Annotated in this window: 8 protein-coding genes; all 8 read right to left on the bottom strand. The window is 64.5% G+C overall.

All coding sequences use genetic code 11. From position 1 onward, the window contains the following. Window positions 1-80: 80 nt before the first annotated feature. A complete protein-coding gene (locus ACZ3J7_RS40650; protein WP_245220050.1) occupies window positions 81-308 on the bottom strand; it encodes a hypothetical protein in 228 nt (75 codons plus the stop codon). Window positions 309-337: 29 nt separating this feature from the next. After that, window positions 338-1,639 carry an AAA family ATPase gene (locus tag ACZ3J7_RS40645; protein ID WP_003941272.1) on the bottom strand — a complete coding sequence of 434 codons (1,302 nt, stop codon included), beginning with the start codon at window positions 1,637-1,639 and terminating at the stop codon, window positions 338-340. A 70-nt stretch (window positions 1,640-1,709) separates the two neighbouring features. Further along, on the bottom strand, window positions 1,710-2,897 hold the full coding sequence (locus tag ACZ3J7_RS40640) for a hypothetical protein (RefSeq protein WP_209923613.1): 1,188 nt from the start codon (window positions 2,895-2,897) through the stop codon (window positions 1,710-1,712). Further along, a complete protein-coding gene (locus ACZ3J7_RS40635; protein ID WP_351645584.1) occupies window positions 2,894-3,079 on the bottom strand; it encodes a hypothetical protein in 186 nt (61 codons plus the stop codon). The genes ACZ3J7_RS40640 and ACZ3J7_RS40635 overlap by 4 nt, the downstream gene beginning before the upstream one ends. Before the next feature lie 5 nt (window positions 3,080-3,084). Further along, window positions 3,085-4,323 (bottom strand): vWA domain-containing protein, encoded by a 1,239-nt coding sequence (locus ACZ3J7_RS40630; RefSeq protein ID WP_218748330.1) that lies wholly within the window; start codon window positions 4,321-4,323, stop codon window positions 3,085-3,087. After that, window positions 4,320-4,889, bottom strand: coding sequence for a hypothetical protein (locus ACZ3J7_RS40625; protein WP_350835214.1), 570 nt, complete (start codon window positions 4,887-4,889; stop codon window positions 4,320-4,322). Before ACZ3J7_RS40625 ends, ACZ3J7_RS40630 begins: the two co-directional genes overlap by 4 nt. 81 nt (window positions 4,890-4,970) lie before the next feature. Continuing rightward, window positions 4,971-5,420 (bottom strand): P-loop NTPase family protein, encoded by a 450-nt coding sequence (locus ACZ3J7_RS40620; protein ID WP_350835212.1) that lies wholly within the window; start codon window positions 5,418-5,420, stop codon window positions 4,971-4,973. Between the two features lie 388 nt (window positions 5,421-5,808). Next, entirely contained in the window at window positions 5,809-6,618 is an 810-nt protein-coding gene (locus ACZ3J7_RS40615; RefSeq protein WP_128638076.1) for a hypothetical protein, read from the bottom strand. Window positions 6,619-7,100: the final 482 nt, after the last annotated feature.

Raw genomic sequence — 7,100 nt, 5'->3', positions numbered from 1 at the left:
TCTTCGTCACATTCTCCAGTGTCGTCATCTCGGCACCTCCTCGCCGAGCATTCACTCAGCGTCTCGGGCCAAAACACCGATTACGAAACAGTCCCGGTGCCGGTTCCGCAGCGGCGGGCATACGCGATCATTCCGTCTGCTGCCCGCACAGCGCGGACGCCGTTGTCGTGGATCTGCGACTCGGGGTCTTGCTCGTAGCGGAAGTCATCGTGCTTGCTGCCGCCTGCTGTCGATGCCGCGACTGCGTCGAATGTGTCTATTCCTTCCCAGGCGCGTGCACGGTATTCGGGCTTCGTTGTTTCGGACATGTGTTGTGTCCCTTTCCCTTGCGGGTGAGCTACACAGCGGGGGTGCTGTGCAGCGCGGCCAACAGGGCGGTCTGGACCTCGAGCGCGGGCGACGGCGCACCGTGTGCAAGGACGCTCGCGGTCGTGTCATCGATGACGACGGACATGTGGGCGCGGTGACGCGAGAGCATCACGCAGGTGCGGCCCGCGTCGAGGTTGAAAGGTTCGGCGGTCCGGTATCCCGCCAACGGGTGCAGCACCACGACGGCAGGGCGCTCGAGGCCTTGCAGCGAGTTGGCGGTGCCGACCAGTACGTCGGGGTGCTCGCTGAGTAGGGCACGGATTGCCGCAGCCTGGGTCACGTGCGGGACCACCACGGCCACGTCGGCGGCCGTCATTGGCCGCTGGCCTGCGGTGGTGACCAGATCCGCTGCCAGTAGTTCCGCCGCCCGCGCGGCGCATGCGGTCACCAGGGCCGGATCGGACGGGCCTCCGCAGGCTGTGATCGGGCGGTGCGCCAATTCGGGCCACACGGCTCCGCTCGAATCGGTGAGGTGTTCCGGGGGACGCTTGGAGGTGAACGGCAGGTCGGGGTAGAACAGTGGCGCGATCAGTGCTGTGGTGTCGGGTCCGAGTCGCCAGGTGTGCGCCAACCGCACCATCCCCACCGCGTCGCCGTGCGCAGCCAACAGTGCAATCGGGGCGGGTAGATCGGGTGCGGTTTCGCTTCCCTCCCAACGAGATACATCGCCGGTCACCACCGGGTCGATCTGGCCGGGATCACCGACGCACACCACCTGTTTCGCCATGGCTCCCAGCGCTCCCAGATCGGCGTAGGTGCATTGCCACGACTCGTCCACGATCAACACGTCCGCACCGACTCGGTCTGGGTCCGAGAACAACCATCGCGCCGTCGTGCCGATCAGAATTGCACCGACGTCGCCCTGCCAGCGCACTTTCTGTCCCGAGACCACCGGTGTGTCGCCGCTGTCCGGTGCCGGTGCTTTCGCTTTCCACATCAAGGCGGCGCGGTCGGTGAGTGTTCCCAACCGGCGTGCAATCTCCACCGCCTGTTCGCGGGTCTGCGCCGCGATCCCCACGCGCAGATCCGCGCGGTGCGCCAATGCCGCAGCCAGTAATGCAACCAAGCGGGTCTTGCCCGCACCGGGAGGGGACGGCACCACCACCGCCGGATCACCCGACCACACCGAAAACAGCACACGCGCTGTGATCGGGTCGGCCATGATCTCCGACCCCGGCCACCCCGTCAGCGACGGGACGGGCGGACGGGACGACGACGGCACCGGGCCGGAGGGGGCAGCAATATCGGACGACGAGGCAGTAATGCGCATGACGAATCAAACCTTTCGTGAAAAAAGTCTCTGAACTGGCTATTTACCTAAGGCAGGTATGCTGCCGGTGCTATTCCTCTGCGCCCGCTATGAGCACGTCCAACGGCACTTCACGCCGGGAAGGGACGGGTGTCTGCCCCGTCGAAAGCCAGGACCGCCGCCCTCGGTAGAGCCGCCAGTACCGGCCACGACCAGCGCGCATCGCGAAAGGTGACGCCGCTTGCGGCATCAACACCACCGACGCGCCACTCGGCGGCGCATACATCCCCACCGAACCGAGTCCGAGCACCAACTTCCCGCCGACAACCTCGGTCGATGTGACCTCGACAGTGAACTGCTCGAACGGACGCCGTCGCGGTGTACCGACCCACCCGGTGACAGCAGATCCGACCCGCAGGCGCGAATCCAGACGCTCACACGTCACCGACAACGACCCGTTGCGCCGACGTGAACCTTTCGGTGGCGGCGTCATCGATGCCACACCCACCGCGACGTGGCCGGTGTGCAATGCGCGCTCGCGCCACATCGGATCATCGAGCAAGGCTGATGACATCACATCTGCTGCGTCACAACGACTTCGCAGACCCATCGCGGCGCTGGCCGTGTTGTCGGGACGCGACCAGTCGTGACCGTCCACCAGTGCGGACTGTGCCCGAGAAAACGAATAGGCGTCGTCTTCACCGATCGCAGCGAGCAGCGGTAACAACGGGCCACTGCCGATCGCACGCGCCCATTCGTGCATCCCGGCGACACTCTCGTCGGTGATCTGCAACCACTTTCGCCATACCCGCGCCGACCGCTGCGCTTCCGGCACCACTCCGAGCACGTAGCGGGCACTGGAGGCGGCCGGAAGATTCACCACCGCCGATGTGCCGGGATGATCCGCGCGATCTGCCCACCACCCCACCATCGCGGCGCTACCGGAGATGTTCGGGTCACTGTGGTGAGCGTGCGCCCGCGCCAACCCCACCAGGGCCGGGATCGTGCCGGTGTCGTCGGTGAGCAACATCGCCGGGGTATCCGCCGCCAGTGTGCCGCCCAACCGTGCGAGCAACGCCAACCCTGCCTCGTCGCACGCGGTTTCCTCACCTCCACCGAACGACGCAGCGGACACGCTCACACTGCCGCCGCGTACCGTCGCCCGCACCGCCAGCGCCGACGCTGACGGGGTGAACGTAGTGTGTGCGAGCCGAGCAACGGGGCGCCCTGTTTCGGCGGCATAGAGACGCTGAGCCAGATCGAACCATTCCACGCTCACGACACGTCCTCCGTCTGTTCGCACGCCCCGACCACCGGATTCGCAGCGCACTCCCACCCCGCACGCAAGGCCCGCGCCGCCGCATCCTCGCCGGTACCGGCGACCACGCTCGCCACCTGATCCGGCGCGTGACCGGTACCGGTCAACACCTGCTGCGCGTACCGCAACAGATCACCGCTCACCGCGTTCACAACGCACCGACCGGGATCTGCACACTCGACGCCCATTCCGGGGTCCGTGCCAGTGCAGTGTCGTTGCCGATCACCGCGCACACCAGATGCGCCCGCGACGGCCGATCCGGCCACGGCGTATCCCCGTCCGTCAACACGATCACCACGTGCGGGGCAGGACGGGCCGCGTTCGCCGCATCGATCCCGACGCGCATATCCGTACCGCCGCCGCCCACCAACACCACATCAGCCACCGACCGCACCGCCTGCGCAGACGTCGATGCCGCATCGCACGAGAGAATCCGTACCCGCTCCCGCGCTACACCGCCTGCCCGCAGCACACCCGCAACCTCACCCATCGCCGCCGACAGATCCGCCGCCGACATGGACCCGGACGTGTCGATCACAATCGACACCGTGATCGACGGACCCCGCATCGCCGGGGCCACGATCCCCGGCAGGCTGCGCCGCGACGGACGCGCATAGCTGTAGTTCGTCCGCCCCGACTGATCCGCCAGCGCGCGCCGGATCACCGCGCGCAACACCCGATCCCACGGCACTGTCGGCGGCGTGAGAACCTCACCAGCCCAACGCGCCAATCCTGCCGGTGCGCTCCCGCGCCCCTTCCCTTGCGCCGCCTGCACCGCCCGCGCCACATGGCGGCGCATCAGATCTGCTTCCGCGCCGTCCAACCCGTCCGCGACCTCCCCCGCTGCCGCGCCCAACTCCCCCGGCACCGGCGCGCACCCCGCACCGGACCCGCATCCCACATCTTCGTCGTCTGGAAACTGTTGCCCCGTAGCCGGATCGATCAGGTGCGTGTAGTAGTCCTCTGCGATTCCGCCGTCCTCGCACCCGAACGATTGTGGAGTGATCACCCCGTCCGGTAACCCGACGCCCGCCGCCAGCAAGTCGTCGTTGATTTCCGCGTCCGCCGCGTAATTCCACGCCACGTGTTGCACCGGCTTCGGCAAGGACTGACCCCGCGCACCGTGCGCCCGCAGCAAGTGCCCGACCTCGTGCAGCAATACCGCACCCGCCACCGGCACCGGCCACGCACCCGCGCCCACCAACAACGCCGGATCGAGATAAAGCCGCCACTGCGCATCCACCGCGAACGTTCCCAACCCCGGTGCAGCAACGGGCTGCGCCGCGAACAACGCCCGCATGAAATACGGCATCTGCTCGGCAGAAACCAGCCGTGCCAGGCGAAACGCCCGCAACTCATCCGGCGCGAGCACCCGAACCCCGCTCATGCCGCCGCCTCCATCAGACCCGCAGCGGTCAACATCGGCGCGAACCGACGAGCAGACGCCGGGACAGTCGCCTTCGCCGGTCGCGCCGTCGCCAGCGTGCGCGCCGCCGCGCCCGCCACGTCCGGTGCGCCCGCCTCCGCAGCCGCGATCAGCGGACCCCACGCACTGCGCCAGGCCTCCACCGTGCCCCGTCCCACCGCCCACGCCGTGACACCGGACAGCACCGCCCACACCAGATCAGGACGCGACTGCCAATCGAACGCCGAATCGGGATTCTCCACCACCGCAACCGGATCGGGAAGATCCGCGCTACGCCGCCACTCCAAGAACTCCACGCCCGCGCCCTCACCGATCAACCCGAACACCGCCGTGTTGATCGCCGCGTTGTCGTCCTCCCGCAAATGCGGCAACACCGCCGCCAACATCGACCACGTACGACGCGACGGCCACGCACCACCGGTCTGCGCAGCCGACGACGGAAACGCATCCAACGCATCAGGATTGCGCTGCACAAAGCCGGTGATCGAACTGCGCACCAACGCAACCCGTTGCTCATCGGTGGCCACCGCACGCGAGGCAGGCGGTGCACCCCACCCCGTCGCCATACCGTCCAACCACTCATCCACAGACGGCGTGAACTCCACATGTCAGAACCGATTCGCCAACGGCGCTTCCAACTCGTACCCACCAGCAGCGCAATCCGGAGGATTCGCCCCCGCAATCACCCGAGTCCCCTTCGGCAACTGCACATCACCGACAGTCAAATCCAACGCCACCGCCAACATCGCCGCCTGCACAGCAGGCGGACTCGTCGTCAACTCGTCCAAAAACAGATACCCACCACCACCGGCAACCAATTCCTTCGCCCACGCCGGAGCCTCCAACGCCACACCGTGCTCCCGCACCACCGGCAACCCCGCGAAATCCGACGGCTCACGCAACGACCCCAACACCGTCTTGCACAACACCCCATCCGCCGCAGCCAACCCACGAACCAAACTCGACTTGCCCATACCCGGACCCGAAATCAACAACGACGGCACACCCGCCCGCCCATTCGCATCCAACACAGTCACAGCAGTAGCCAAATCAGCCACAGGAATCCTCCAGAATCGAGCGAACTGGTCAGGTCCGCTACCGAATTAGACTCCCCAATTATATAGGTTGACCTGCGCAAATAGGCGCTAGAATCGTTTCTCACGTCCCCGGCGCACCCTGTGCCGGGGACGTGAGAAACCACTACCTCACCGGCCGCCGGCACCACCGCAGACAGGCGAAGGAAAGGTGGCTACAAGACCGCGATTTCGACCTCCGATCAGCGGTCCCCAGCATGCCGACCTCTACGACATCTTTTCGGGCCGGCATCTGCACACAAGAAGTCAAACCTGCGAAACGCCACGCTAAAAAGCGGATAGACCGCAAACGATGTCCGGGCTTGGCTGTCAGCTCTTGAGCTCGCCGACCCACAACACCTCAAACAACCCGTTACTCAAGTCGAAATATGTACGGAGAGTTCGTTTCACCGTCGATACGACGCTGAAACTCAACTTGGACTTGCTGCAGCAACTCGAGGTCGTCCCAAGCAGATGAGTGATCCTTGCTCTGTTCTCGAGAGTCAAACAACAGATTCACCCACCGGGCATTGTGGGATGACCACATCACAAAGAAGACATCCGGCCACATCACCCAGACGGTGTCTACGCCAACAATCCCGTCCAGTGGGTTCAGAAGGTGTGCCACGATAGGAGCAACGTCCATTTCAACGACGGGATAGTCAAAGGGATGGGCAATCAGAAATATGTTCTTCGAGTGCGCAACCCTCACTTTCTTGTTTAGTTGGCGGAGCGCGCGATCAATCTGATTGAGGCCTTCACCTGCCAGGACCTCGTTTACAGTCGTAACAGCTGCGGTGAACGTCGTCACCATCGGAATTTCGCCACGCCCAAGGGATTGATCAATCGTGGCGTCAAACTTTCGGTACCAAAGACCAATCGATTTCACTTCGAAGTCCGCAAACCTCTTATTCGCCAAACCCATCGACGATATGGGGCTGCGCTCCGATTTCGAATGCGAAAGATCGAAGATCAAGTCTGGTTCGCCAGCACAATCAACGCTAGTCGGCGCACAGGCTAGGAATGCAGTCGTTGAAATGGCGGCTAGGTCCTCGCCCGATCTCACTTTCAGTTTTCGAAGCACCTCGTGCGGCAACGCACGGCAGAGCTCGTCGACCGCCCACCATAAAGTTCGTTGCGGTATCACCACTACGTCACTGCCCTTTGCGCCCGGATCGAGCATGAACTTATAGTCGCACATCGCAAAGCAAAGCCCCGGGAGTTCGGGTCACTTCAATCCCGGGCTTCGGCGATAGCATCAGCGGTCACCAGCATGTCGATCTCAACAACATTGGTTCCGCCGGCATCGGTGACGCGCACGGTTACTCCGGCGAGCTTGTGTACCGTCGGTCATTGACCGCAGAGGGGAAACCGAGATGCTGTTGTCTTCCTGGCGAGTGTGTATCACCGAGAGTCGTGTGGTCCGACCCCGGATCACGGCATACCGGAGCGCGGCGAGAGAAGCCGTCGCCACCATATCCAGCCAACGAAAATGACCAGCCAGAAGTCGATTCCTACTCCCGTCAGGCCTTACTCAACGCCGCCAATGCATCTGTGCCGACGGGTTCTTCGGGAGTGTTTCTTAAACGGTGTTTCGGCCCGACACGCTGGGTGAATGCCCGGCGAGAAGGGTGCCGTGATGACGACACTGGATGATGTGACGAA

It is taken from the genome of Kitasatospora sp. NPDC015121 (genome assembly GCF_055562955.1).
The sequence above is the reverse complement of the archived record's forward strand: the minus strand, read 5'-3'. Positions and strand labels throughout refer to the sequence as shown.